Source organism: Thermostichus sp. OS-CIW-31 (assembly GCF_054060305.1).
In genome coordinates, this window is the sequence record NZ_JBSSDA010000006.1 from 52,166 (window position 1) to 75,007 (window position 22,842).

Below are 22,842 nucleotides of genomic sequence, written 5' to 3' on the forward strand. Positions count from 1 at the left end.
TGCTGCACTCAACATCCTGCTGCACTCAACATGTGGATCCCTTCTTGGTGGCCGAAGCTCAGTTTTCAGGTTTGGCTGATCTTTATCGGTCGGCTGCTTTCCCAAACTGGAACCGGCTTTACCTTGTTTTATGCCAGTCTCTTTTTTGTGAATCAGGTGGGGCTGACCGCCACCCAAGTGGGCCTGGGGCTAGGCATTATGGCTTTTGCCGGGGTGTTTGGCCGCATCCTGGGCGGCTCGATGGCCGATGGAGCTTGGGGGCGCCGTTCCACTTTGATCCTCTCTCTGGCTATTTCCACCTTGGGGTCGTTTGGGTTTGCGCTCTCCTATGACTTCTGGAGTTTTGCCCTGGCCAATATGGCTGCAGGCTTGGGGCAGGGGTTGTACTGGCCGCCTGCGGAAGCGATTGTAGCAGATCTAACCACTCGTGAGCAGCGCAACGAAGCCTACGCTCTCAACCGTCTAGGGGATAACCTGGGCCTCAGCCTTGGGGTGGCTATGGCCAGCACGCTGGTGGCTCTGACGGGGGCCTATCGGCTCTTGTTTGTAATCGACGGTGTCACTTTTCTAATCTTTCTGGCAGTACTTTGGTTTTTTATCCGGGAAACTCGGGCGACTTGTCCGGCAGCAGAGCCTGTGTTGGCAGGTTGGAAAACCGCCCTTAGAGATCGCTCCCTTTTGGTGTTTGGCCTGTCGAATATCCTGTTCACCACCTATGTGGCCCAGCTCAGCAGCAGCATGCCCCTTTACTTCCGCAATGGGGTAGGGATCCCAGAGGTGCAAATCGGCATTTTGTTTGCCTTGCATGGGGCCTTGATCGCTCTGCTGCAGATGCCGGTGGCCCGTTGGTTGAATCGCCGGACGCGCATCCAAGGGTTGCAGGGATCCGCCCTGATGTGGGGGGTGGGATTTCTTTTGGTTTGGCTTAGCGGTCTGGCGGCGGAATTGGGGGCTCCGGCCCTGGCGGTGGCAGTCTTGGCGCTGGCGGTGCTCTCTTTGGCGTTGGTGAGCTACAACCCCTCTGCCTCTGCTTTGGTGGCGGATTTGGCGCCGGATCACTTGCGGGGGGTGTATCTGTCGGTCAACTCCCTCTGCTGGGCGGCGGGGTTTGCTCTTGGCCCAATGATTGGGGGGATGGCCTTGGACTTGCCGCAACCGTGGGCAAGCGGGTTGTGGATCTTTTGGGTGATCACCGTCAGTTGGGTTTGGGGGATCCTCCGCTTTCTGAACCGCATTCTGCCCTGCAAGGTGAATAGGGCCGCAGTGCCTCCGGTGATGGAGCCCGCTCCCCTCGGTGACGCAGAACGCTAGAGCCCAGGAAAGAAGCAGATTTTGGGATCCCAGTCTTGGCCAACAGCTGGTTAGAGTATGGATGTCGAACAGGAAGGCTAGTTCTGCTCTTGTACCCTGCAATTTGGTCTCAACGGTGGAGGATCTGAATCATGAGCTTGATTGGCAACATCATCTGGCTAATCTTCGGGGGTTTGCTGACAGGTTTGGGCTACATTTAGGAGGACTGAGCCTTTGCCTGACAATCATCGGCATTCCCTTTGGCTGGCAGAGCATCAAACTGGGGTTTGCAGTGCTTGCCCCCTTCGGAAAGGAAGTGGTGGAGTATCCCGATGCCAACAGCCCGCTGCTGCTGATCTTTAACGTCATCTGGCTATTGCTGTTTGGCTGGCCGTTGGTGCTTAACCATCTCTTCTGGGCTGTGATTCTGGCAATCACCATTGTTGGGATCCCCTTTGCCAAACAACACATGAAGTTAATTATTTTGTCGTTGTTGCCCTTTGGCCGAGATCTGCGCTGAGAAAGTGGGTGAACCTAGATTGTGGGTTTATTGAGGGGTACGGCCAAACTGGTTATTAGGCATTTCTCACTTGGGATGCAGGAGAGTTTTCTGTCGGGTTGTCAGGATTTGGGGTTGCCAATTGCCAAGGCTGCTCTCGGAGTTGCTCTATTGAACCATCGTCAAACTATTGGTAATGACTTGCCTCGTGTAATTTCCCCAAGTTTGAGCAACTATGCTGCTGCTTCCTCGTGTTGGGCTGGAGTCATCATTGCCCAACCAAACGCCGGTCACCAGAGGAGGGTTGGGCGTGTAGCCGATAAAGAGCAGATCCTTGTTGGCGGTGGTGGTGCCGGTTTTACCGGCTTCTCCAATGCCGAGCCGGGCAGCAGTGCCGGTGCCGGAGCTGATCACCCCTTGCAGTACGGCTGTCATCTGTTGGGCGACGGTTTCTGGCAGGACAAGTCGCTGAGAACGGGGATCCTCCCGACCAGGGTAAATCTCGCGGCAGGTGCGAAAGTCGTTGGGGTTGGCGCAATCGCTGCTATCCAAGATGCGGCGGATGGTGTGGGGCCTTGACCAAAGGCCACGATTGGCAAAAGGAGTGAAGGCTGCTGTCAACTCCAGCAAGTTCACCTCCATGGTGCCAATCACCATAGAAGGATAGGGTTGCAATGGCGATTGGATGCCCATTTGCCGGGCCGTCGCCACCACTTGCTCTAGACCTACTTGTTGGGCCAACCGCAGGGCAATCACGTTTTCGGAGAGGATCAGGCCGCGGGCCAGATCCATAGGGGCCGATCCCGAGCGACAGCCGCGAAAGGTGAGGTTGCCCCAGGTGAGGGGCTCGCAAGACAACACTTGGGAGAGAGGGATCCCCTGGGTGAGGGCAGCCGCATAGGTGAACACTTTGAAGGTGGAGCCCGGCTGCCTTTGAGCTTGGGTAGCCCGGTTGAAGGGGCTGGCGTTGTAGTCGATCCCGCCCACCAAAGCCAGCACTTCGCCGTTGCGGCTGTCGAGACTGACCAAAGCGCCTTGGCTGAAGCCCAAGCGGGATCCGGACTCGCGCACCGTTTGGGCCAGGACTTGCTCTGCCAAACGCTGGTAGGGCAGATGCACCGTGGTTTCGATGATGAAGTTGCCCTCTGCCGAGAGGTCTTGGCCCAAAAGCTGCCGCAGCTCCTGGAAGACAGCGCTGTAAAAGTAGGGAGCAACTGTCATGGTTTGGGAGCGCAAATGGGGATTGAGGGTGAGGCGACTGCGCCGGGCCCGCCGAATCTCCTCTTCGGGGAAGACTTTCAGCTCGCTCAGGCGATCCAACACCCGATCCCGGCCCCGAACGGCGGCATCATAGTTGGCGACAGGGTTAAAGGCATTGGGCGCGGGCAAAATGGCCGCCAAGGTCGCAGCTTCGGAAAGGCTGAGCTGGCGGCTTGGGATCCCGAAATAGAACTGGGCGGCAGTTTCAAAGCCGTAGATGCCGTTGCCCAGGTAAACATTGTTGAGATAGAGAGCGAGGATTTCGTCTTTGCTGTAGCGCTGTTCCAGCTTCAGGGCGGCGACGGCCTCCCGCAGCTTGCGCCCGAAGGTGTTGCCGGAGCCGGTGTAGTCCCGCAGCACGGTGCGGGCCAGTTGTTGGCTGATGGAGCTGCCCCCCTGCTGCACTTCCCCCGAGCGCAGGTTCACCCAAAAGGCGCGGGCAATGCCCAGCAGATCCACCCCAAAGTGGGAGTAAAAGCGGTGATCTTCAGCGGCGACCACCACCTTGGGCAAAATCGGCCCAAAAGCTTCTAGGTTGGGCAGCTCCCGGTAGGTGTCCCCCTGATGGCGGCGCAGCTCCGTCTGCTGATCCCCGGCCAGGACGATCAGGGGGTTGCGATCTGCGGAGAGGGGCGGTTCCACTGAGAACTTGCTCCACTCATGGCCGATCCAAATCCTCGCCCCCAGCCCCAAGACTACCATCAGGATGAGGCAGCCACGCACCCCATACACCTGTGGTGGGGGTGGATCCAGCACTTGAATCCAGACGCTCTCCGGATCCCGAGGCGGGCCAAGGCTCAGTTGCTGGCCATGCCGCAAGATCACCCGGCGCACCCGCTCGGCGCCACCGAAGGGTTTGAGGCGGAAAACGCCGTTGGTCGAGTCTTGATCTTCTAGCTGGTAGCGACCGGCATTCCACCCCAGCCAGTAGAGAATAGGGGGCAACGGGATCCGCCAACCCAGACCGGGCAGGCACCAATCCGGGCGGGGACGGATGTGGGCGTGGAGATGGCTCACCGCAGGGGCAGGGATGCGAATGGTGGCCACCGTCTGGCTGCGACCGAGAATGTCGGATCCCTTCAGGGCAACCACCTGGGGGGGCTCTCCTGGGCAGGTAATCCGCAGGCGCACCGGGCGCTTGGGGGGAGGAGGTTCGGGGGGTTTGAGGAGAGCTGTAGGCCCGACAGGGAAAGGCCTCGCCAGAGTTTTGAAGAGGCGAGCGACGGTGCTCAACAGCGGCTTTTTGTCTTCAGAAGCAGACATGGCTCAGTCCCCCCGCAATTCGCGCGCACGGCGCAGCAGCTCCTGCATGGTCTGGCCGGGACGAGGGCCGCCTGCTGCTGAATTGAGGTTACGGGCCTTGGGAGGCCGGGCAACGGGGGCAGCCGGGGGTAGGGTGGGAGGGGAGACAGGAGAAGGGGGTGGAGCACCGCTGGGCAGCGTGGGATCCCAGAGGGCCATGTAAAGATGGCCTTGGGCGTTGCGTTCGATCCTGCCGGCCCAGGGGCCAACGCGGAATTGCACTCGCCCGGAACGTCCCTCGCGCACAGCCTGCAGTTCCCGCTGCAGTTGAGCAGGCAAGGGGGCTTGCAGCATATCCTCCAAGAGGCCTTCCACTTGCGGGGTGGGTACGCCAGCGGTGACGGTGGCTTCGGTTTGCCGCAGGGCCAGGCTGGATTCGTCGTAGGTGAGGCCCAAGTCCACCCCGCCAAAGCGGTACAGGTCGTACACAGTATCGGGCCAAGCGCCCTGCCCCTGCTGGTTGGGGGATCCCAGGCTGGCTCGTACCGTCTCGCGGGAAGTCTCCAAGGGAAAGGCGCGAAACACTGGCCCGCTCCGGGTGTAGGGTTCCAGCTCCGGTGCCGGGTCCCGCCGTTTGCTCTGCTCTGAAGCCAAAACAAGGAACTCAGGGATCCCCTCCAGCGGCGGCTCCTCGCTCGAACCACTCTCCTCAGACAGGGGATGGGCATTCTCTGGGGCAATGGGATCTTCCACTGCCGGACGAGATCCTGACCCGGAAACAAGGGGAGCTGAGGGGCGCTGGAGAAACCGTCCCCATCCCCAACTCACCAAGGTCAAGCCCAGCAACCCGCCCATTAGAAGGGGAATCAGGCGCACCCAAAGCAGGGATCCCCCGTTCTCGACCTCCGTGGCCGCCGTCAAGGGCCTGAGCCGCAGAGTACCGGCTGTAACCAAGGACGGCGCAGCGGCAGGGAGACCTCCAGAAAGTGGGCCAGAGGCAGCCTCTTCCGACAAGGCGACTGGGACCTGAGGGGCAATAGATCCCTGTGCTCTGGCTTGAATGTGCTCCAGCTCCGCCAACACATTGGCCACCGATTGCGGGCGGGCGGCAGGATCTTTGGCCAGGCAACCGAGGATCAAGTCAGACAAACCGGCGGGCAGCGCGAACTTCAATCCCAGGTCTTCCAGAGGAATGGGGCGGCGCTTGTGGTGGGCCTGGTACCAGCCCGGGAAAGATTCGGTGGTGGGCTTGAGGGGCATCTGGCCAGACACCATCTGGTACAGCATGATCCCGAAGCTGTAGATATCGGAACGGGCGTCCAGCGGCAACCCTTCCAGCTGTTCCGGGGAAGAATAGGCCAGCGTTCCCAGGTAGGCATGGGTAGAGCTCAAAGATTCATGGCTGTTGAGCAGCTTGGCAATGCCGAAATCCACCAGCTTCGCCAGTTCCCCAAAACTGCTATCAGGCACTACAATCACGTTGGCCGGCTTCAAATCGCGGTGGATCACCTGCACCCGTTGCCCTTCCATGAGGATCCCCTCGTGGGCTGCTTTCAACCCCAAGCCAATTTGACGGGCCAGCCGGAAGAAGCGCTCCAAAGGCAAAGCCCCTGCGGCCAGAATATCCTTGAGGGTTTGGCCGTTCAGGTATTCCATCACATAGAAAGGCACCTCATCGGGGGTAAGGCCATAGTCATTGACTTTGACAATGTGCAGGCTTTTTTGGCCCAAAGCCGCGCAGGCTTTCGCTTCCCGTTCAAAGCGCAGGCGGGTGCGCTGATCCATTGCCGGCTGGGAGAGCAGCTTGACGGCCACTTCCACCCCACCAAAGAGCAAATCTTGAGCCAAATAGACTCGCCCCATGCCCCCCTGTCCCAGCAGATGTACAAGTCGATAACGCTGAGCCAAGAGGCGACCCAAAAAGGGATCCGACGCAGTAAACATAGGGAATTGCGGCGGTACGGAGAACAGGTTTGCAAGAGTCTCGAAGGGATCCGGCAGGAGCGGGCTACCTCTACCATAAGCACTGGAGCCGTCATAGGCCATGCTCGCCGCCGTCAATCCAGTTGCCCTTGATGTCTTTGCCAATTGTTTACCACCCCGACTACAGTGCCCCCCTGTCGCCGGACCACCGCTTTCCCATGCCGAAATTTCGCCTCTTGCAAGAGCTGCTGCTGCGGGAAGGGGTGATCCGCCCCCAGCAAGTGCACCACCCTGAGCTGCCCCCTCTCGCCTGGATTGAGTCGGTACATACCCCTGAGTACGTCAGGGCCTACTGTGAGGGATCCCTGGAGGCCAAGCTGCAGCGGCGCATCGGCCTGCCCTGGAGCCCGGAGCTGGTGCAGCGCACCTGTCGAGCGGTGGGGGGTACCGTCTTGACCGCCCAATTGGCCCTGCGCCACGGCCTGGCCTGCAACACCGCCGGCGGCACCCACCATGCCTTCCCCGCCTACGGCTCCGGCTTTTGTATCTTCAACGACCTGGCCATTGCCGCCCAAGTCTTGCTGCAGCAAGGGCTGGTGCAAAGGCTCTTGATCGTGGATTTGGATGTCCACCAGGGAGACGGCACTGCTTGGATCTTTCGCTCCGAGCCGCGGGTGTTCACCTTTTCCATGCACTGCGAGGCCAACTTCCCCGCCACCAAACAACAGAGCGACCTGGACGTGCCCCTGCCAGTAGGCATGGAAGATGAAGCCTATCTCCAGACTTTGGCCGACCACTTGCCCGATCTGTTGGCTCAGGTGCGCCCTGACCTGGTGCTCTACGATGCCGGTGTGGATCCCCACGAGGAAGATCTCCTGGGCAAGCTGGCCCTTAGCGACCAGGGCCTGTTTCGGCGGGACATGCAAGTGCTGAACACTTGTCTAAAGCAGGGCTATCCTGTCGCCTGCGTCATCGGCGGCGGCTACGGCAAAGACCTCAACCGCCTCGTGTATCGCCACTCCCTGCTGCACCGGGCTGCCAGCGAAGTGTACCGCCAATACCGTCTCTAGCCGGGGGCAAACTAGGCGTATTCGGCAATCACCACCGTGATGTTGTCTCGCCCGCCCCGCTCTTTGGCCGCCTCGATGAGCTTTAGGGGAAGCTGCTCCAAATCTTCCACCTGCAGGCAGTACTCGATGATCACTTCGTCGTCTAACTCCTCCGTCAGGCCGTCGCTACACAACAACAGGCGATCCCCTGGGTAAACTGTAATCGGCTGCACAGAAGGTGGACCCGCATCGGGTCGGCCCAGGCAGCGCTCGAGAATATGTCGCCAAGGGTGAATCCGGGCCTGCTCATAGGTCAGCTCCCCCAGTCGAATGGAGCGGGCCACCAAGGTGTGATCCTCTGTCATTTGCTGCATTTCGGATCCCCGTAGGCGATAGAGGCGAGAATCGCCAATGTGAGCGCTCCAGCAGTTGTCATTGGGATCCACCATGGCCACCACCACCGTAGTGCCCATGTCTGCCCGCTCTGGATTTTCCCGCTGATCCTTGAGGATGGCACTGTTGGCTGCTTCTACGGCTTCGCTGAGCAACCGGGGTGCCGGCACGTTTTTCCAGCCTCGATCCAGATATTCTCGGATGGTCTCGACGGCCAACAGGCTGGCTGTAGCCCCGGCAGCATGTCCTCCCATACCATCGGCAACAATAAAATAGCGCCCCTCTGGATCGCAGTAGCAGGCATCTTGATTGCTGCTGCGGATCTTGCCGGGATCCGTAGCGCAGGCATATCGTCGCATCACATCAATCGCTCTGACCGATTCAACCTTAAGAGTACTCTGATTAAAGCAAGAGCAGCGAGGGCAGCCAAAACCAAAGTGATAACCGTTAAGGTAGCATGTCCGGCCAAAAAGAGCTGAGTTGCGCTCAAAAAAAAGGCCGCAAACAACACCCCGTAAATGACTCCCAGCCCGGTGTTGTTCAGCTTGCGCAGCAAGCGCTCCGTCTCGCTGGATCGCACCCGCAGGCGTAGCTCCCCTTGTTCTATCTTGCTCAAGGTCAATTCGATCCGGCGCGGCAAGCTGAGGCTGCTGCTGGTGAACTCAGCCGCTTGACGGCCAACCTGGGCCAAGAGGGTCTCAGTCTTGCTTCCGTTTAAACTCATCAGCTCTTCCGCAAAGGGTTTGGCCACCTCCATAAAGTCGAACTCCGGATCCAACCCTTTCCCCAATCCCTCCAGCGTGGTCAGGGCCCGCATCACAAAAGTAAAGGTAGCCGGAAAACGAAACGGCTGATCGTAGGCCAGCTCGTAAAGGTCTTCGCTAATGGCCGCCACCGAGATTTCTCCCGAGTTGCCGGAAAAGGGTTTGTCCATAAAGTGATCCAGCATGTACTGCACCGAGCGGCGCACCGGAGCCAGATCGGCGGTGGGCACCAGCACCCCCAGTTCCACCAGCGAGGCCACCACCTGATCGGCATTTTTAGAGACCACACCTGCCAGCGTGCCCATCAGCTTTTCTTTCACATCGGAGGGCAGGCGGCCCATCATGCCGAAGTCGTAGAAGATCAGCGTGCCATCGGGCTTCACGGCAATGTTGCCGGGGTGGGGATCGGCGTGAAAAAAGCCATCCTTGAGCAGTTGCCGCAGATAAGCCTCTGCCCCCAGACGAGCCAAAACCTTGCGATCCAGCCCCGCCGCGCTCAGGGCTTCGTAATCGCTGATTTTGATCCCCGGCAGGTATTCCAATGTCAACAGGCGAGGAGAGGTGTAACGCCAATACACTTTGGGGACGGCAATTTGCGGCATATCCCGAAAGTTGCGACGGAAGGTATCGGCATTGCGGCCCTCATTGAGGTAATCCACCTCTTCCCAGAGGGTGCGCCGACACTCTTCGTAGATGCCGATCCAGTCGCGGCCCGGCCCGCCCCAAGAGGTGCGATACTGAAAGAACTCGGCAATCCCACGGCAGATCTCCAAATCGATGGTGAACAGCCGGGTCAGCCCCGGACGCTGCACCTTCACCACCACCTCTTCCCCGGTTTTCAGCTTGGCGCGATGCACCTGCCCCAAGCTGGCAGCGGCCAAAGGGGTGGGATCAAAGTAGCTGTAGATTTGGGTTATCGGCCTGCCCAGCTCCTGCTGCACAATTGCCGCCACCTGTTTGTAGCTGAAAGCAGGCACCCGATCCTGCAGCTTGGAGAGCTCCTCGACATATTCCGAGGGGAAGAGATCGGCGCGGGTGGAGAAAAACTGCCCCACTTTAATAAAAGTAGGGCCTAAGTTAAGCAGCGTTTCGCGGATCCAAATGGCTCTGGTCCGGCGGCGCTGGGCCTTTCGCTCGGGCGTGGGTTGTCCCCCATAGCTCCAAGCCTGCTGATCCAGCCAAAGGTAAAACAGCCAGGTGAGCACAAATCGCCAAATGTCCAGCATGCGGCCCTGGCGAGTATAGTTCTCCCGGGCCCAGCGGTAGGCGGTATAGGGCTTGACGGGTTGTGATCCCAAAGAAGTCCGGGATCCCAAAAGGCTCGCGTTCAAGCGTTTCGACTCCGGTACTTCTGCAACTCGGAGCGCAGCTGCGCCACTTCCGCCCGCAAGTCGTCCAGAGTTGCCTGCAAATCTTCTGTCTGGAAAGGCAGCGGCACCCTTTCCTGGGCGGCCATGGATGCTTCTGCCTCAGCCCGGGTCATGACATCCTGGGCAAAGGTTTGCCAGCCCTCCTGCAGCTCAGCCCACACCTTGCCCACTTCCCCGGCAATATCGGTGAGGGCGCTTTCCAAACGCTCGCGCAGAACGTCTGCCACAGCCTTGCCGACAAAAAAAGCCTGCACAACCGGATTCTTCATGCGACCCAAGTGTTAAGAAGCATCACCCAGATTATAACGAATCCTGCTCAAACACAGCGGCGAGCCGACCCACCCGAACAGCAGCGGATCGATCGGCCCGGCGGATTGGGGAGTTCGTCCAGTCCTAGCGGCGGTTGGTGGTCATGTCAGGGATCTTCAGATCGAAGACGCTGATGTTTTGCCGTGCAGCCGGCTTGGGATTGAGCATGCGGGCCATGTTGAGGAAGTTTTCTGGATCCCCGGGTTTGGGAGGACGGGTGAGACGATAGGTGCGCACCACTTCCCGCGTCGAGCGCTTCACGCCGGAGACATCGCGCCAACGAGCTCCATAGCGGGGGGTTACCAGGTTGGCGGGCTTTTCCGACAGGCGACGGCGTTGGTAAGGCACCACATCGTCCCCAAAGGCGGCATTGTACTCTTCGCTATCCACCACAGCGTCGATGAAGCCATCTAGCCCCTTGGTGGCAACGATGATGGAGTACTTGATGCGCTCCTGTTGGCTGTAGGTGGGCCGACCCAAAAAGCGCTGGAAGGTGACCTCGATGAAGCGGTAGTTGTCGTTGGGAACCATGACCAGATCCCGGTACACCTCCGACTTGCCCAGGCCGCGCACAAACTCTTTGACCGAGATTGCCCCGTTGCGCAACTGGGACTCCAGAGCTTTTTGCCGATAACTCTCCAGCATCAGATGCTCGCTGAAGATCTGGCGATAGGCAGCGCGAATGATGTTGTCAATTCCTGTCGGGTCGTCAGGACGGTAGACCGGCGGGGTTTCGTCGCTGGCTACAAAGTAGCGAGGCACCCGTTCATTTTGGGTGGTGGGGCGATCGGCAAGCAACGGAAGGGACATAGATGGTGCTCCTAAAAAAACGAGAAAAACTTAAGAAAAACACAGTGGGGCAGGGAAGCTAAGGCTCAGCAGCCAATTCCTGCCAGCTCATCTGGACGCGGAGAGGGATCAGAGGATCGGCATCTTCCAGGGCCATCTGGAGCGCAGCCTCGACTGAGGGGCGCAGAGATTGTTCACCCTGGCGAGCCAAGTCCGTCAGGGATCCAACGGCGGCGTAGCGGACTCCCCAATCGGCATCGGCAAGACATTGCCGCAACAGTTGCAAGGCTCGCTCTTGATCGAGCAAGGGCCGCTTGGCCGCCACTCGTCCTAGCCCACGGGTCGCCGCCCGTCGCACACTGGGGGCAAAGTCCGCCACAATTGCTTCCGCCAAAAAGGGGTAGGCATCCCCATGGCCAATACGGGCCAGAGCCCGCACCGAATAGGCCCGCGCCCCATAGTCAAAACCGTCAATATGGCTCAGCAAGGGCTGCACCGCGGCTTCCCCAAAGCGCAGCACCTCCTCCAGAGCAGCCTCCCCAACTGCAGGGCGATTAAACCCAAAGGCGCGAATTAAGATGGGGATCCCTTCCACTTGGCCCAGAGCCCCCAGCGCCCTCACCACCCGCAGCAAGTCCTCAGGCGACGTGGCCTGCTCCAACTCTGCCGCCAGTTGAGCCACAGCAGTGGGAAGCGCTTGAGCAGCCGAGGTGGAGGACATAAGCAACGAGTAGTCAAAGGTACAGTTGAAGCATCTGAAATGATCTAAATCAAAGGCACTGAGCGCCCCAAAATCCTAAAAGAGCCTCTCCAGTTGCGGAAGGATCGCTCCCGCCACCTGAGCCGGCGGTACCCGCCCCAACTGAAGCGCCACATCGAACAGCCGCTTCAGAGCATTGATGCGCAGGTTGAGCGCTACGTCGGCTGTTGCCAACAGCGGTGCCCCCGCCACCCATCCCGATTCGGCCAGGTCGAACAAAGCGGCCTGTCGCAAGCTGGAGTTGGAGTGGGCCAGGAGCGCCACTAGGATTTGGGTCAGCTCCTCGGCTTGCGTAAAGCGGTAGAGCACCCAAGCCGCTGCCGAACGCACCCGTTCGGAGGGATGGCTCAAAAAGGGTCGGATTGCTGCCTCAGCCTCAGTGGCCTGAAGCTGGCCCAGTGCCTCGATAAGGGCTTCCCAGGGCTGATCCTGTTCGCGAGACTGCAACAGTGCCAGCAAGGGATCCACTGCTCGCTTGTCCCCCAATTGAGCCAAGGCATAGGCAGCCTCTTCCCGCACGTGGAAGTCAGTACAGGTGAGGGCCTCGATCAAACCGGGCACGGCCCGCGCATCCCCGATTTGCCCCAGGGCCTTGGCAGCATTGCGGCGCAGAGGATAGCCCCCCAAGGCAGTGCGATCCCGCTCATCCTGCAACGCCAAAAGCAGCGGCTCTACCCCCCTTGGATCCCGAACTGTGCCCAGGTACCAGGCAGCATAGTACCGATCTTGCAAGTCATCCCCTTGCAGCCGGGCTATCGCCTGCTCCCAGCTAAGCTGCTGTGGCAGCACCGCCGTGTTGGATGCCATACGAACCGTTGCAGAGCTGTTCATGACACCTGGGCAACCTTGCCGGTAACTTCAGTTAGCTGTCGAGCATCCCTTACTCAGCAGCACCGTTGTCCTGAGCAGGAGAGGCATTGGCTCCCGACAAGGCAGTGACCTGCACGATTTTGCCACCCATCCGCAGAATGCGCTGCATCTCGGCAGACAACCGACTGTAGGGGACGGTGGCGCTCAGGGTGCTGCGGCGAACTTTGGCAGAGGTGGCCAGAGCATCGGGAGGGTTGAGCAGGCCGGTGTACTCAACTCGGTAAACCCGGCTGCCGGCTTCTGTCAGAGCTTCAGGGCTGGTGGTGCTTTGACCGAACATCGCTTTCCCCAATTATTATCAGATTTCGTTTAGAGGACTGTCAGGGGCAACCAAGCGCCGGACAAGCTGTACCGGCTACTTTCGCGGGCCAGCCGCGTTGCCACCAGGCAATGTCTAGAACCCAGAGGTTAACTCCCCCAGACTAGAGAGCAGGCGACTAACCCAACTGGCTCAAAGGGAGCCGAGGCGCTAAGCCAACCTAGAAACAGGTGGAATAGACCTCTCTGGAGCCGCCGCCTGCTCTGGAGAGATACACACTTGGAAGACGAAGAAAGAGATCGTCCCCTCCCAACAAGCGGGGATCTTTGCCCTGGGATCCCCTAGCTGAGGGCGTTGATGGCGTAATCGAAGTAGATGGCAGCTTCGTTGGCCGCTTGACCGCTCAGCATGCCCAGAGCGCGGCTCTTCATGTACTGCAGAGCCACGATGTACCAGCTGGGAGAGAGGTTAAAGGAGCGGTTCACTTCCCGCAGCCCGGCTACCAAGTATTCATCGAGGGGGCCGGTGCCACCCGCAACCAGGGAATAGGTGATGAAGCGGAGGTAGTAGCCGATGTCGCGGGCACACTTGGCCTGAAACACATCGCCGTGGCCCATTTCACCCGGCTGGGTCAAGTAAGGGAACCTCTTGAACACTTCCTGCACCGCTTCCCGCACCAGGGTTTGCTGATTGTTGGTTAGGACACGGGCCGCTTCCAGAGAAGCAGCAGCACGCTGGTAACGACCATTCACGGCCTGCAGCTCGCTGGCATTCAGAAAACGCCCTTGATTGTCAGCGGCAGCAATCGCTTCAGTGATGACAGTTTTCACCTTGCAGCTCCTAAATTCATCGATTGTGTTGTTAACGAACGTTCTGTAGGAAAGGCGGACTGGATTTCCACCTGCCTATCAGAAATGAGGGATCTAACGGATCTCAATTCTGAAAGGAACGACCAAGCTGGCTTCGACCCAAAGCTCAAACGATGGCGGCAGCCGCCTTATCGAAGTAGCTGGCCACTTCGCTTTGCAGCGCCGAGCAGTCCCCAGGAGTGATGCCCTTCGGATCCATGATCTTGGCCAGCGCTTCCTTCTTCATAGCAGCAATGGCATTGGCCACAGAAGTGGTGGGCACCCCCAGAGCAATGTAGGTTTCCCGCAGGCCGTTCAGGCAGCGATCTTCCAGCACAGAGCTATCCCCGGCCAAGGTGGCATAGGTGATGTAGCGCAGGATGATCTCCATGTCCCGTAGGCAGGCAGCCATGCGGCGGTTGGTGTAGGCATTGCCGCCGGGAGCGATCAGATCTGGCTCTTGAGCAAACAAAGAGCGAGCTGCATTGGTTACGATTTGGGCGGCATTGCTGGTCATGCGGTTGACAGCATCTAGGCGCTTGTTGCCCTCTGCCACCAAAGCCGCCAAACGGTCAAAGTCTTGGTCACTTAAAAAGGCACCGCGTGCATCTGCCTGAGCGATCACCCGGGTAAAAGCATCTTGCATGATGGATCTCCTTCTGGTCTTTCCAAAAAGTGGTGAGCGACTGGCTGAACCTCCCAAAAGCCGAATCCCAAGCTTTTTTGCGGGATCCTCTTTGACCCCCAAAAATCAAGGATTCCGTGGCAGCAGACCCCCCACCGAACCCCTAAATTTTTAGATAGGTCAAGAACCTCTGCGACTTTCAGACAGCCGAGCATCCAGCCTAATTTTATATCGCGGGATGGATGAGTGTTTTGTGAAGATTTGCAAACCTACCAACCCCAAAATGTCTGCCTAGGCTGGGATCCCTGGACTATGGGGCGCAGCAGGGGGAAATGGGTCTGCGGGCTGGCTCACAAAATGTAAACATTTGTTTTGAGATGGAAGCAGTCTGAGTGGGCACCTTCCTGAACAGAAGTTAACACTCTGGAGGGGTCACCTCTTGCAGGGCCGCTTTGAGGGCTCGACAAAAGTGAGCTATTTGTTGCAGTCCTTCTTCAGGCGTGGGGGCTTTCGCCAGCCGTTGCACAAATGCGCTGCCCACAATCGCTGCATCTGCCCCCCAGAGAGCGATCTGGCGGGCCTGGTCTGGAGTGGAGATGCCGAAGCCCACCCCAATCGGCAGAGGGGTTTGTTGGCGCAGTTGCTGCAGCAAAGCCGGGATCCGCTTTTCCAGGGTGGCCCGTTCGCCGGTAACGCCGGTAGTGCTCACCAAGTAGACAAAGCCACTGGACTGCTGGGCAATGCGGCGCATGCGCTCCGGGGGGCTGGTGGGGGCCACCAGCAGGATGAGGTCGATCTCTTCGGCCTGGGCTGCTTGTCGCAGGGATCCCGCCTCTTCCAGAGGCAGATCGGGGACGACCAAGCCGGCACAGCCGGCCTGCCGCAGTTGATGCAGAAAGTTGGGGATGCCGAGCTGGTGGATGGGGTTGTAGTAGGTGAACAGGATCAGGGGGGCCTGCAGCGAGAGACAGCGCAAGCCTTGTAGAATGGCGCCCAAAGTGACTCCCCGACTGAGGGCGCGGGTGGCTGCCGCTTGGATCACCGGCCCATCCGCCAAGGGATCCGAGTAGGGTACCCCCAGCTCGATAAGATCGGCGCCGCTCTGATCCAGAACCTGCAAAGCCTCAAAGGTGGTTTCCAAGTTGGGATCCCCAGCGGTGAGGTAGGGGATGAGGGCTTTTTCACCACGGCTGCGCAGCGCCTGAAAGCAGGCTGTGATCCGAGTGGGCATGGGATCCATTCGATTATGAGGAGATTGAGAGCATCCCCCACTGTAGCGTCTGCCGGGATCCCTAGGGGAGAGGCACAAAATCGTAGCCGGTACCGGAGCGGTTGCCGGGCTCAACCCGCACCAGCACATGGGGAGCGTTGCGGTCGCCGGAGGGCAAAAAGCGCACTTCTCCCGAAGCCCCGTCCTGGAGGAGGAAGTTGGGATCCTGCAAACGGGCCAGCACAGCGTTGCGGCTGGTGGCTCCTTGGCTGAAAGCTTGCAAGAAAACCCGGGTGGCATCATAAGCCAGAGCAGTGCGCCAATTGACCTGCCCTCCCCAGAGCTGGGCTGCCTTCTGGGCAAACTCGCGGTTGCGCGGCACCTGGGGATGCCAGGGTACCGCCACCACCAAGCCCTCTACCGCTGCTCCCCCTTCTTGCAATGTGGTGAGGCTGAAGAGCACATCGCCGCCCAGAAGAGCAAGGGGCTTACCAGCTACAGCGTTCTCGCGGGCTACGGCCAGGGCTTTTTCGGCTACGGAAGCCGTGGGAGCTAAAAAAGCTACCTGGGCTCCTTGGCCGACGGCCCTTTGCAGGCTGGCCTGGGGGTTGAAGTCCGACGCCGATAAGTCGAACTCCGCCAGCACGATGCCCCCTTCGCTGGTCAGGGTGGAGGCAAAGGCGTCCCGCAGGCTGGTACTGTAAGCGCTGTTGGGGTTGTAGAAGATGGCCACCCTTTGCAACCGCAACGTGTTGAGAGCATAACGGGCCAGTTGCGTGCCGGCCACTTGATCCGAGGGCACGGTGCGAAAAATGGCATCCCCCAGCATGCTGATGCGGGTGCTGGTGGAGGTGGAGGAGATCATCGCCAAGCCGGCAGGCTGATAAACCTCGGCTGCAGCCAGGGTGGCATCGCTGGTGTTATGGCCAATCACCCCCAAGATCTCAGGCTGCGCCACCAGGGCTTTGGCCACCGCTGCTGCTCGCTCAGGGTTATCGCCATCGTCGGCAATCACTACCCGCAGCAGCCGTCCTCCGATTCCCCCCTGTTGGAAAAGCTCCTCCTGAGCTTGCGCCACCCCGCGCAGGGTCTCTTTGGCGCGGTTGGGGTTGCTGGAGATGGGCACCACCACCGCCAGGCTCAAGGGACTGCCCTGCTGCTGGGCACGGGCATTGTTCAAGAAAATGCGAGCTTCCGGGTCGTTGCGGTTGCTTTGCAGCCCCATCTCCAACACCGGGATGGCTGCGCTGAGGTTACCTTGGCGCAACAGCTCTGCAGCGGCAACGGCAGCGGGACTGCTATCGGCAAACAAGGTGCGCTCGCCGCTGGTCAGGAGCAGATCTTGTGCTCCACCCCCCAACCCTGGCAGCGATACTGGCGGTAGAGAAATGCTTTCCGGCCAGCGAACATAGCCCGCCTGCCAAGCGCGATGACCGCCCCAGAGTAGCAATAGCCCCAAGGCAATGTAGACAATGGGTGGTGGAGACTTGGCAACCATATATCATTATTGTAGAGAGAGAAAACGCTAGCTTTTGGCCAGCAAAGACACTGCTTGTATCCTCAGGAATCCTCAAAAGTCATCTTTCCAAGGATCTCTAAGGATCTCCGACTATGCATCAGCATGAGTGCGGGAGTATGTCACGGATCGGGACGGTAGGAAGGGCTGTTGCGGTATTGGCGCTCTAGCTGCTCCACAATGGAAATGGGAACGGATGAGGTCTCGGAGGGCTCTTCTGGCGAGGTGCCGATCTGCGTCTCGGTCTCCACATTGAACTGCCGAGATGTTGCCCAAACCACTGCTGCAATCAGCAAAAGGACGATAGCGGCACCGTAAAGAAAGGCGACGATGGCCATCGGGTCAATGGTTTAGCTTTCCCCTTCCATGATAAAGGCTGTCGAGAATCACCCACTTCGGGATCCCTTAGAGCAAGCCCTATGGGACTGGCACCGAGGAGAGGCCAAGGGATCCCTGCTCTTGCATGCCTACGGCCTGGAGGGGATCCCGTTGGCGGAAGAGCCCCAGGTGGTCTCCCCAGAGGTGTTCTTCACCCAGGAGCTGCCGGAGGTGGAGGCCATGGCTTTGGATCTATGCCGCGGTCGGGTGCTGGACATCGGCGCCGGCACGGGCCGCCACAGCCTGCTGCTGCAGGAGGAAGGATTGGCCGTGGCTGCCTTGGATCGCTCCCCGGTGGCGTTGCAGATCATGGCAGAGCGGGGGGTGCGCTGCCGCATTGCCGCCGATCTTTTCCACTGGGCGGGGCCAGGAGAGCCCTTCGATACCCTACTCCTGCTGATGAACGGCGTCGGCTTGGCGGGATCCCTGTCGGGCTTGGAGCGTTTTTTGCGCCTGGCTCGCCACTGGGTTCAGCCCACTGGCCAGTTGCTCCTGGATTCCACCGATTTGAGCGATGCCAGCGACCTCGCAGATCTGCGGAATCTGCCGGCAGAAGAGGGAGGGCGTTTAGAAAACTTGGAAGATCCCTCTGGCAAGCTGGCCGCTCCTGCCCACCTCGAAGCAGGTGGCTCAGAAGATTGGCAGGAAGGGAGCGAGGCAAAAGCCAAGGTAGTGAACTTTGTAGCCGAGTACAACGGCCAGCGGGGGGATCCCTTTCCCTGGCTATTTGTAGATCCGGAAACCCTGCTGCAGTGTGCCCACGCCAACGGCTGGCAGGGGCAGATTGTCTATCAAGAGCCGGAGGGGGCTTTTCTGGCACGCCTCACCCCCTTCTGAAGGACTCGCTAGTGGGAAAGGATCTGGGATAAAAACAGGCGGGAGCGCTCTTCTTTCGGATTGCTGAAAAACTCTTGGGGGGTGTTTTCCTCCACGATCTTGCCGCGGTCGAAGAAGATAATCCGATCCGCCACCTCGCGGGCAAAGCCCATCTCGTGGGTTACACACACCATGGTCATCCCCGAGCGGGCCAACTCCCGCATCACGTCCAGCACCTCCTTGATCATCTCTGGATCCAAGGCCGAGGTGGGCTCATCGAAGAGCATCACCGCCGGATTCATGGCCAAGGCGCGGGCAATCGCCACCCGCTGCTGCTGCCCCCCCGAAAGTTGCCCCGGGTATTTTTCTGCTTGCTCGGCGATCCCCACGCGGCTTAGCAGTTCCATAGCCCGCTCTATCGCCTCACTTTTTTTCATCTTTTTCACGTGGATTGGGCCAAGGGTTACATTTTGCAAAACCGTGAGATGGGGAAACAGGTTGAACTGTTGAAAAACCATGCCCACCTCGCGGCGAATGGCATCGATGTTGCGCAGGTCGCTGGTTAGCTCAATGCCATCTACCACAATGCGCCCTCTCTGGTGTTCTTCTAAGCGGTTCAACGTGCGAATAAACGTTGACTTGCCCGAACCTGAAGGCCCACAGACCACCACCACCTCTCCGCGGCGGATGCGGGTGGTAATGCCCTTGAGGACGTGGAAATCGCCGTACCATTTGTGAACATCTTCGCATTGGATAATGTCAGCGCTGGCTGCACTTTGCGGAGAGAGTGAAGACCTTATGTGCGGGGATCCTTGCATGGGTGGGTGACTCCCTAAGTTTCACCAAAGCAGGCATGGGTACCATGGCAGAACTGGCCAAGCCACAACCGTAGCCTCTGCAACATTTCCATACGCCCTGACATGTAAGGCTTTGAGAAAATCGTAGGCGCCTATGGCAAACCATTCTATGGGGTGTGGGGTGTGGCAGGAGTGTAACCCAATGGCACGGTATCTCGGTTGAAGTGCCGTGTATGAACGACTGTTGACGACGAAGATCTTGAGGATTGACATGGGGTAATTTTATGAACTGGATAAAGCATTTGAACGGATTGGCTCCCTTGGCCGGGGCACTGGCGTTGTCTATGGGCCTGCAGTCCCTTCCCGCTTGGGCGCAGCTGGGGCCGCTCACCGACCGCATCAAGGCTCGGGGCGAGTTGATCTGTGGGGTAAACAACCAACTGCCCGGATTCGGCAACCTGGATGACCAAGGCAAGTATGCGGGTTTTGATATCGACATCTGCCGGGCAGTAGCTGCCGCTCTCTTTGGAGATCCGGACAAGGTTCGATACGTCTACCTGACGGCGGCCAATCGCCAGTCTGCGATTCAGTCGGGCGAGGTCGATATGATTAGCCGCAACACCACCTGGACCCTCACTCGGGATCGCGAGTGGGCGGTGACCTTCGGCCCCACCACCTACTACGACGGCCAAGGATTTATGGTGCGGAAGTCGCTGGGGGTGGAAAAGCTGGAAGACCTGAACGGGGCCACCATCTGTGTGATTGCCGGCACCACCACCGAGCTGAACTTGGCGGATACCTTCCGCGCCCGTGGCATTGCCTTTACGCCAGTAACCTTCGACGGCGATGATTCCTCTTTCAACGCCTACGAAGAGGGCCGTTGCGATGCCATCACCAGCGACCAAAGCGCCCTCATCTCCCGCCGGGCCAGCTTGGCTTCTCCCGACGACCACGTGATCTTGCCGGAGATCATTTCCAAAGAGCCCTTGGGGCCGCTGGTTCCCCACGGAGATGAGAGTTTCTCCGACATTATGAACTGGACGGTCTACGCCCTCTTCTATGCAGAAGAAAAGGGGATCACCAGCGCCAATGTGGAGGAGTTTCTCAAGTCGGAGGATCCCGATATCCGTCGTTTCTTGGGCCAGGAGGGCAACCTGGGAGAGCTGCTGGGCCTGAAGCCGGATTGGGTGGTCAATGTCATCAAGGCGGTGGGCAACTACGGCGAGATCTTCGACCGCCACCTGACCCCCTTGGGCGTGCCGCGGGGCTTGAACCAGCCCTACACCAAAGGCGGGATCCAGTACGCGCCGCCTTTCCGCTGATCGGCTGATTCGGAATCCGGGCCTAGGGATCCCGGTTGGTCAGTACCGGCCAGGGATCCCCTGCTCTTTGTTGTGCTTTGAATTGTTGCTTGCGCCTCATGACGTCTCTGTCCAGCCAGCCCCACCTTCACCCCCCCTGGTGGCGGGATGAGCGCATCCTAAAAGTTCTGCTGCAGGTGGCCTTTGTCGTGGCTGTGCTGCTGGTGTTCGGGATCCTCGCCCAGAATCTCCTCGCCAGCATGCGTCGCCTGGGCATCAGCTTGGGATTTCGCTTTTTGGGCAACTCTGCCAACTTCGGCATCACCGAGGGGCTGATCCCCTACGACCCTTCCGAGAGCTACCTGAAGGCCCTGCTGGTGGGAGCAGTGAACACCCTCTGGCTGTCCGCCATCAGTATTGTGTTGGCGACAGCGATGGGCTTTGTCCTGGGGATCGCCCGCCTCTCCAGCAACTGGCTGGCCCGCCAATTGGCCACCGTTATTACCGAGATCTTTCGCAATGTCCCGGTGCTGCTGATCGTGATCTTCTGGTACCAGGGGGTGATCCTCACCCTGCCGGGGGTGCGCAACAGTCTCTCCATCGGCGGGCTTGTCTTTATCAACCAGCGGGGAGTGAAGCTGCCCGGGTTGGATTTGAGCGGATGGTTTATCCCTACACTGGCCATTGTGATTGGGGCTGGGTGGGGGATCCGCAAGCTGCTCCTGGCCCGTCGCCCCGAGCTGGGATCCCGGCAGCGGAACCTGTGGGTGGCTGCGGGGGTGGCGCTGCTGGCGGTGGCCTGCTGGGTGCTCTTCCCAGAGCCGCCGGTGCGGCTGGATGTCCCGGTACTGGAGCGCTTTAACTTCCGGGGTGGGATCCAGCTTTCGGCGGAGTTTACCGCCATGATGCTGGGCTTGGTGACCTACACCGGCTGCTACATTGCCGAAGTGGTGCGGGGATCCTTTTTGGCGGTGCCGCGGGGGCAGTGGGAGGCGGCCCGGGCCGTCGGCCTGTCGGAGCTGGAAACCTTTCGCTTGGTGATTGTGCCCCAGGCCCTGCGGATCATGATCCCCTCCTTGAACACTCAGTATCTCACCTTGATTAAAAACTCCAGCTTGGCCATTGCCGTTGGCTTCTCCGATCTGTTCAACATCAGCAGCACCATCATCAACCAGTCGGGACGTTCGGTGGAGATGTTCGCCATCCTCATGGCCACCTACCTGACCTTTAACCTGGTGGTTTCCTACGGCATGAACTGGCTCAATGCCCGCGTCAAATTGGTGGAGCGCTAACCCATGCCCAGCAGTCTCTCCTCTCCGCTTATAGAAGAAGAAAAGGTACTCCCCCCCAGGGAGAAACAAAGTCCTCTGGCTTGGGTGCGCCGCAACCTGTTCGACTCCTGGTTGAGCACCTTGCTCACCTTGGTCTCTGCCTTGGTGTTGGCCTGGGCAATTTCCCTGTTCTGGAACTGGGCGTTCACCCAAGCCCGCTGGGAGGTGATCCCGGCCAACCTCAAAATCTTTGCCAGCGGCACCTACCCCAGCAGCCAACTGTGGCGGGTGTGGGCAGTGTTGGGAATTGTGCTGGCCACCTTGGGGGTAGCGGGGGGGGCTTGGGGCGGTGTGCTGCTGCACTACCTCATTCTCTTGGGAGCTGCTATGGGCTTGGCCGCTTTCCTGCCTTTGGGAACCCAGTCGCAGGGGTGGCTGGCGGTTTGCTCTGGAGCGACTTTTGCCGCTATTGCCCTCAGTCGGGGACGGGAATCCTGGCGGCTGGCTTCCATCTGGGTTTGGGCCCTGATCTTGCCCCTCTGTCTGCAGCTGCTGCTGGGCGACCTGGGCCCCCCTTGGCCGGCAGTGCGGGCTGAGCAACTGTCTGGACTGCTGCTGACCTTGATCTTGGCGGCAGCCGCCATGATCATCGGCTTTCCCATCGGGGTGTTGCTGGCGTTGGGCCGGGCCAATCGGGCGTTGCCGGTAATCCGGATCTTCTGCACGCTGGTGATCGAGCTGGTGCGGGGGGTGCCTCTGACCACCATTCTGTTTGCCGCCTGGCTGTTGGTGCCCTTCTTTCTGGGGGGGATCAGCGTCAACCTGATCATCCGGGCGGAGGTGGCCTTCATCTTGTTTACAGCCGTGTACGTGGCCGAGGACGTGCGGGGCGGCCTGCAGTCAATCCCGCTGGGCCAGCTAGAAGCGGCACGGGCGCTGGGCTTGAACCCCTTTCAAGTGACGGCTCTGGTGATTTTGCCCCAGGCACTGCGGGCAGCCGTTCCGGCGCTGGTGAACGAGTTCCTCACCCTCTTCAAAGACACGTCGCTGGTGTTCATTGTCGGCCTCATCGACCTGCTGCAGGCGGGGCGCGTGGTGTTCACCAACCCCAACTGGCTAGGCACCCAGCGGGAAGTGCTGTTTTTTATCGGCCTAATCTACTTCATCTGCTGTTTTGCCATGGCCTATGCCGCCCAGCAGGTGGAAAAGGCGCTGGGCTTGGGCAAGCGCTAGAAATTGCAGCCACTCCCCTTCCCAGTTTCATCTGCTCAGGCCCCAAGATCCCCTTAACAGGCCAGGGCTA

General features: G+C 59.5%; 21 protein-coding genes and 1 pseudogene. 7 read left to right on the forward strand and 15 right to left on the reverse strand.

The window, feature by feature from the left end; all coding sequences use genetic code 11:
- Window positions 1–30: 30 nt before the first annotated feature.
- The gene (locus ACVWY9_RS05205; RefSeq protein ID WP_457387702.1) at window positions 31–1,311 is read left to right on the forward strand and encodes an MDR family MFS transporter; all 1,281 of its coding nucleotides are present in this window, start codon (window positions 31–33) and stop codon (window positions 1,309–1,311) included.
- A gap of 131 nt (window positions 1,312–1,442) precedes the next feature.
- Window positions 1,443–1,810 (forward strand): annotated as a pseudogene (locus ACVWY9_RS05210) (YccF domain-containing protein).
- 147 nt (window positions 1,811–1,957) lie between these two features.
- Here ACVWY9_RS05210 and ACVWY9_RS05215 read toward each other — a convergent pair.
- Together ACVWY9_RS05215 and ACVWY9_RS05220 are read right to left on the reverse strand one after the other, a co-directional pair.
- Window positions 1,958–4,312 carry a transglycosylase domain-containing protein gene (locus tag ACVWY9_RS05215; protein ID WP_457387703.1) on the reverse strand — a complete coding sequence of 785 codons (2,355 nt, stop codon included), beginning with the start codon at window positions 4,310–4,312 and terminating at the stop codon, window positions 1,958–1,960.
- 3 nt (window positions 4,313–4,315) lie between these two features.
- Window positions 4,316–6,235, reverse strand: a complete 1,920-nt coding sequence (locus tag ACVWY9_RS05220) for a serine/threonine-protein kinase (protein WP_457387704.1) — start codon at window positions 6,233–6,235, stop codon at window positions 4,316–4,318.
- Window positions 6,236–6,366: 131 nt separating this feature from the next.
- Between ACVWY9_RS05220 and ACVWY9_RS05225 the strand changes: the two genes are divergently transcribed.
- Window positions 6,367–7,284, forward strand: a complete 918-nt coding sequence (locus tag ACVWY9_RS05225) for a histone deacetylase family protein (RefSeq protein WP_457387705.1) — start codon at window positions 6,367–6,369, stop codon at window positions 7,282–7,284.
- An 11-nt stretch (window positions 7,285–7,295) separates the two neighbouring features.
- Here ACVWY9_RS05225 and ACVWY9_RS05230 read toward each other — a convergent pair whose 3' ends face one another.
- From ACVWY9_RS05230 to ACVWY9_RS05285, 12 genes are all read right to left on the reverse strand, one after another.
- Window positions 7,296–8,015: a PP2C family protein-serine/threonine phosphatase gene (locus tag ACVWY9_RS05230; RefSeq protein ID WP_414349919.1), complete on the reverse strand. Its 720-nt coding sequence runs from the start codon at window positions 8,013–8,015 to the stop codon at window positions 7,296–7,298.
- Window positions 8,015–9,718, reverse strand: a complete 1,704-nt coding sequence (locus ACVWY9_RS05235; RefSeq protein WP_457387706.1) for an ABC1 kinase family protein — start codon at window positions 9,716–9,718, stop codon at window positions 8,015–8,017. The genes ACVWY9_RS05230 and ACVWY9_RS05235 overlap by 1 nt, the downstream gene beginning before the upstream one ends.
- A 29-nt stretch (window positions 9,719–9,747) precedes the next feature.
- Window positions 9,748–10,059 (reverse strand): DUF6825 family protein, encoded by a 312-nt coding sequence (locus tag ACVWY9_RS05240; RefSeq protein ID WP_414343148.1) that lies wholly within the window; start codon window positions 10,057–10,059, stop codon window positions 9,748–9,750.
- A gap of 124 nt (window positions 10,060–10,183) precedes the next feature.
- The gene (locus ACVWY9_RS05245; RefSeq protein ID WP_414343146.1) at window positions 10,184–10,909 is read right to left on the reverse strand and encodes a phycobilisome rod-core linker polypeptide; all 726 of its coding nucleotides are present in this window, start codon (window positions 10,907–10,909) and stop codon (window positions 10,184–10,186) included.
- A gap of 58 nt (window positions 10,910–10,967) precedes the next feature.
- Window positions 10,968–11,609 carry a HEAT repeat domain-containing protein gene (locus ACVWY9_RS05250; RefSeq protein ID WP_457387707.1) on the reverse strand — a complete coding sequence of 214 codons (642 nt, stop codon included), beginning with the start codon at window positions 11,607–11,609 and terminating at the stop codon, window positions 10,968–10,970.
- Between the two features lie 75 nt (window positions 11,610–11,684).
- Entirely contained in the window at window positions 11,685–12,455 is a 771-nt protein-coding gene (locus ACVWY9_RS05255; protein WP_457387708.1) for a HEAT repeat domain-containing protein, read from the reverse strand.
- Between the two features lie 73 nt (window positions 12,456–12,528).
- Window positions 12,529–12,798, reverse strand: a complete 270-nt coding sequence (locus ACVWY9_RS05260; RefSeq protein WP_414349914.1) for a phycobilisome linker polypeptide — start codon at window positions 12,796–12,798, stop codon at window positions 12,529–12,531.
- A 320-nt stretch (window positions 12,799–13,118) separates the two neighbouring features.
- Window positions 13,119–13,607, reverse strand: coding sequence for a globin family protein (locus tag ACVWY9_RS05265; protein ID WP_011432574.1), 489 nt, complete (start codon window positions 13,605–13,607; stop codon window positions 13,119–13,121).
- A 145-nt stretch (window positions 13,608–13,752) separates the two neighbouring features.
- Window positions 13,753–14,271 carry a phycocyanin subunit beta gene (locus ACVWY9_RS05270; RefSeq protein ID WP_457385326.1) on the reverse strand — a complete coding sequence of 173 codons (519 nt, stop codon included), beginning with the start codon at window positions 14,269–14,271 and terminating at the stop codon, window positions 13,753–13,755.
- A gap of 394 nt (window positions 14,272–14,665) precedes the next feature.
- Window positions 14,666–15,481, reverse strand: coding sequence for a tryptophan synthase subunit alpha (trpA, locus tag ACVWY9_RS05275; RefSeq protein ID WP_414329025.1), 816 nt, complete (start codon window positions 15,479–15,481; stop codon window positions 14,666–14,668).
- Between the two features lie 61 nt (window positions 15,482–15,542).
- Window positions 15,543–16,958 (reverse strand): ABC transporter substrate-binding protein, encoded by a 1,416-nt coding sequence (locus ACVWY9_RS05280; RefSeq protein ID WP_457387709.1) that lies wholly within the window; start codon window positions 16,956–16,958, stop codon window positions 15,543–15,545.
- Window positions 16,959–17,098: 140 nt separating this feature from the next.
- On the reverse strand, window positions 17,099–17,314 hold the full coding sequence (locus ACVWY9_RS05285; RefSeq protein WP_011430147.1) for a hypothetical protein: 216 nt from the start codon (window positions 17,312–17,314) through the stop codon (window positions 17,099–17,101).
- Between the two features lie 28 nt (window positions 17,315–17,342).
- Here ACVWY9_RS05285 and ACVWY9_RS05290 point away from each other — a divergent pair, with 28 nt between their 5' ends.
- Entirely contained in the window at window positions 17,343–18,191 is an 849-nt protein-coding gene (locus ACVWY9_RS05290; RefSeq protein WP_457387710.1) for a class I SAM-dependent methyltransferase, read from the forward strand.
- An 8-nt stretch (window positions 18,192–18,199) separates the two neighbouring features.
- On the opposite strand, the gene ACVWY9_RS05295 is transcribed toward ACVWY9_RS05290, so the two are convergent.
- The gene (locus ACVWY9_RS05295; protein ID WP_011432567.1) at window positions 18,200–18,988 is read right to left on the reverse strand and encodes an amino acid ABC transporter ATP-binding protein; all 789 of its coding nucleotides are present in this window, start codon (window positions 18,986–18,988) and stop codon (window positions 18,200–18,202) included.
- A 263-nt stretch (window positions 18,989–19,251) separates the two neighbouring features.
- On the opposite strand from ACVWY9_RS05295, the gene ACVWY9_RS05300 reads away from it, so the two are divergent.
- The 3 genes from ACVWY9_RS05300 (at window position 19,252) to ACVWY9_RS05310 (ending at window position 22,772) form a co-directional block, all read left to right on the forward strand.
- Entirely contained in the window at window positions 19,252–20,289 is a 1,038-nt protein-coding gene (locus ACVWY9_RS05300; RefSeq protein WP_457387711.1) for an amino acid ABC transporter substrate-binding protein, read from the forward strand.
- A 98-nt stretch (window positions 20,290–20,387) separates the two neighbouring features.
- Window positions 20,388–21,560: an amino acid ABC transporter permease gene (locus ACVWY9_RS05305; protein WP_457387712.1), complete on the forward strand. Its 1,173-nt coding sequence runs from the start codon at window positions 20,388–20,390 to the stop codon at window positions 21,558–21,560.
- A gap of 3 nt (window positions 21,561–21,563) precedes the next feature.
- A complete protein-coding gene (locus ACVWY9_RS05310; RefSeq protein WP_457387713.1) occupies window positions 21,564–22,772 on the forward strand; it encodes an amino acid ABC transporter permease in 1,209 nt (402 codons plus the stop codon).
- Window positions 22,773–22,842: the final 70 nt, after the last annotated feature.